This window comes from Yersinia sp. 1252 StPb PI (assembly GCF_048593885.1).
Classification (GTDB): domain Bacteria; phylum Pseudomonadota; class Gammaproteobacteria; order Enterobacterales; family Enterobacteriaceae; genus Yersinia; species Yersinia enterocolitica_E.
In genome coordinates, this window is sequence record NZ_JAZGQE010000287.1 from 1 (window position 1) to 3577 (window position 3577).

Sequence of the window (3577 nt, forward strand, 5' to 3'; positions counted from 1 at the left end):
AAGTTACTGAAGTAGTGATACCCACAGTCAAATGATCCACAAATTGCCCAAATCACCTACGCGAGAGCAGGTTTCACCACGCAGCGGCACGCATATAACTGACTGTTTTATATGTAAATGATTGATTTTAAATAAGAGTTTTAGGCCGCATTAGCGGCCTTTTTGCTATTTAAACCCAACTGAATTTAAGGTGCAGGGAAGGTAAAGCGGGTGTGGATTTCTTCCAATGCATTAAGCACCTCCTGCTCCAAAACGACATTCTGGCTATCAATATTACTTTTCAGTTGTTCCAGTGTGGTTGCACCTAACAAGGTACTGGCCACAAACGGTTGCTGGCGAACGAAAGCCAGCGCCATCTGTGCAGGATCCAGCCCATGACGTTTTGCCAGTGCCACATATTCCGCTACCGCTAACTCGGATTGTGGCCCGGTATAACGTGTAAAACGGCTGAACAATGTATTCCGTGCGCCGGTAGGTTTTGCGCCATTAAGGTATTTGCCGCTCAGGGTGCCAAAGGCCAGGCTGGAATAAGCCAATAGCTCAATGCCTTCATGTTGGCTTATCTCGGCCAAACCAACTTCAAAGCTGCGGTTAAGCAGGCTGTAGGGGTTCTGTATTGAGACAATACGCGGTAAATCATGTTTTTCTGCCAGTTGCAGATAGCGCATCACCCCCCATGGGGTCTCATTTGATACACCGATATAACGGATTTTCCCTGCCCGCACCTGCTCATTCAGGGCTTCCAGTGTTTCAAGCAAGGTGACCACAGCAGTATGTTCGCTGTAGCGATAATTCAATTTACCAAAACAGTTGGTTTCACGTTGTGGCCAATGTAACTGATAAATATCGAGATAATCAGTATTGAGGCGTCTAAGGCTATCTTCCAACGCGATGCGGATATTTTTCCGGTCCAGTGCCATATTGGGGCGAATCGGTTGATCGCTGCCGCGTGATGGCCCGGAGACTTTGCTGGCTAAAATGATTTTGTCACGCTCACCGCGTGCTTTTATCCAGTTACCAATGTATTGCTCAGTTAACCCTTGGGTTTCTGGCCTTGGGGGCACTGGGTACATTTCTGCGGTATCGATCAAGTTAATACCGGCCGCAACGGCGTAATCCAGTTGCGCATGGGCATCGGCTTCACTATTTTGTTCACCAAATGTCATGGTGCCCAGACCCAGCAGGCTGACTTCTAATGAACTGTGGGGGATACGATGATATTGCATTGCCGACCTTCCTTAATGTCTGAAATTATCAGGCCATACCTTTGGTAGTTGGTATTGCAGCGTCGTTAGCTACGACCACGCACCCGAATTCTCTATTTGAATAACTGCTTCAGGATGTGTTCGTTTGGCCTTACTGAAACACCAATTTTTTGGGTATAAGTAAAACTTGCCTTATTCGACTATATCGAAGCACCGCAGTTGGGGGAAGCGTGTAAGGGAAAAGTACAGAAAAAAGTGGGAAACGGGGCCGTGAACTGCCCCTGGAAGGTGTTGAACCCGCTATCTTGCAAGTGTACTGCTCAGCCCATCCTTGGGCCTCTCTAGTGCAAGCAGCCTTCTCGCACCTTTAAATCTATTGAGTAGATATTTTTTTATCAGTCGGCTTACTCTTTTTTCCGCGCATCAAATTCAGGGTTTCAACCCCCATTGAGAAGAACATAGCGAAGTAAATGTAGCCTTTTGGAATGTGGATCTGGAAACTTTCTAACATCAGCGTGAAGCCGACCAATATCAGGAAAGAGAGCGCCAGCATTTTGACTGATGGATGGCGATTAACAAACTCACCAATTGGTCTGGCAGCAAACATCATCACGCCGACAGAAATAACCACAGCAGCCATCATAATAAACAGATGATCTGACAGCCCAACTGCTGTTATCACTGAATCCAGACTAAAGATGATATCCAACAGCATAATTTGCACGATAGCCGCAAAGAAAGAGCTGACATTACTGGTGTGTTCAGTATCGCTCCCCTCAATGGTTTCATGAATTTCCTTGCTGGCTTTCCAGATAAGGAATAATCCCCCTAACAACAGGATCAAGTCCCGCATCGAGACACCGTGGCCTGCCACTGTAAACAGAGGTTCGGTCAGGCGGATAACCCAGGCAATAGAAGCAAGTAATGCGAGACGCATTAACATGGCCCCAGCCAAGCCAATACGGCGGGCTCTGTTTTGTTGCGCTTTAGGTAATTTTGCGACCACCAAAGAGAGGAAAATAATATTGTCTATCCCAAGAACAATCTCCAGGATAGTCAGCGTGCCTAGCGCCAACCAGGCATTTGGATCGGCAACCCATTCAAACATTGCGCCTATACACCTTACGGAAACACAAAAATACAATTATACGCTTTTATTTATTAATCGGAACAGAGTCAAAGTAATTGGTGTTGTAGTAGGGCGTCTAGCGCACCGGTTACAACAAGAAATGACGGGCCAACATCGGGCCAGTAAAGGTCTTTTTCAGATAAAAACCACGGGGTAGTGTCATGATCGGTTGCCCTTTTTCACCGATGGCTTCAGTTAACGCACGGCTATTGGCGGCCTTCGGGCGCAATTGGAGTACCTCACCGTGGCGAGCGGTGATGGTTTCTACTTTGCCAAGAACGATAAGGTCCATTAACTCTTCCCAGTCACGCCGCAGTAGTTCTTCTTCTTGCGCATTCGGGCTCCATAATAAAGGCGCGCCGACTCTACGTTCCGCGAGCGGGATCTGCCGCTCTCCTTCTACGGGTACCCACAATACTCGGGCCAGTTTATGCCGCACATGACTGCTTTCCCAAGTGATGCCACTGTTGCCGGTCAGGGGGGCGACACAAACAAAGGTGGTCTCCAATGGTTTGCCCTGAGCGCTGATAGGTATGGTTTTCAGCTCAATGCCGATGTCGGCAAAGTCCTGTTCAGGTTTACTGCCAGCACTGGCCCCCAAATAAAACTCCAGCAACATACCAACCCAGCCTTTTACCCGCTTTAAGTCCGCCGGAATAACCCATTGAGCACGCGCTGCCAATTCGCCAAGGGTAAAACCTGACAAAGCTTGAGCACGTTGAAAAAGTTGATGTTCATCAGTGGGTGGTGCTGGTGGCAGTGAATAAACAGACATGGGGATAAACCTGCTAAAGTCGGTTAAAAAACAAGCTGAATTAAAAGTGACGGTAGATGTATTGTTATGCATTGTGGATGGAATGAATAATAGCATGATTTAACGGAAGTTTTCTTTCCTCCCACCGATGAAATACTTTTATTCTGATTATCTTGTGCACCTACTGACAGCGATAATGAACAGGATCTTACACCTATTTATCCACNGATTTATGGGATAACCCCAATAAATCCCGATCACTGGTTCAATTTACAGCCTTGACGACGGCTTTTTTTGCGAGTTTTACTCTTTTTTGCATAACTTTGACGCATTATCTGTGGATAAAAACTACATTGATGGATCTTTAGCCAGCTACAGATCCAAAACGGAGATAGATCACATATTACCGCCGTGGAAACCTGTGGGAAACCTGTTATTTTATTGAAATTAATCATTTATTTTTTTAGATATTTTTGTCGTATTATTCCG

General features: G+C 46.3%; 3 protein-coding genes. All 3 read right to left on the reverse strand.

The window, feature by feature from the left end; translation table 11 throughout:
• Positions 1-185 precede the first annotated feature (185 nt).
• The gene (locus V2A85_RS22660) at positions 186-1226 is read right to left on the reverse strand and encodes an NADP(H)-dependent aldo-keto reductase (RefSeq protein WP_372559792.1); all 1041 of its coding nucleotides are present in this window, start codon (positions 1224-1226) and stop codon (positions 186-188) included.
• A gap of 352 nt (positions 1227-1578) precedes the next feature.
• Positions 1579-2313, reverse strand: coding sequence for a TerC family protein (locus tag V2A85_RS22665; protein WP_372559791.1), 735 nt, complete (start codon positions 2311-2313; stop codon positions 1579-1581).
• A 109-nt stretch (positions 2314-2422) separates the two neighbouring features.
• On the reverse strand, positions 2423-3109 hold the full coding sequence (mutH, locus tag V2A85_RS22670; RefSeq protein WP_050073625.1) for a DNA mismatch repair endonuclease MutH: 687 nt from the start codon (positions 3107-3109) through the stop codon (positions 2423-2425).
• Positions 3110-3577 lie beyond the last annotated feature (468 nt).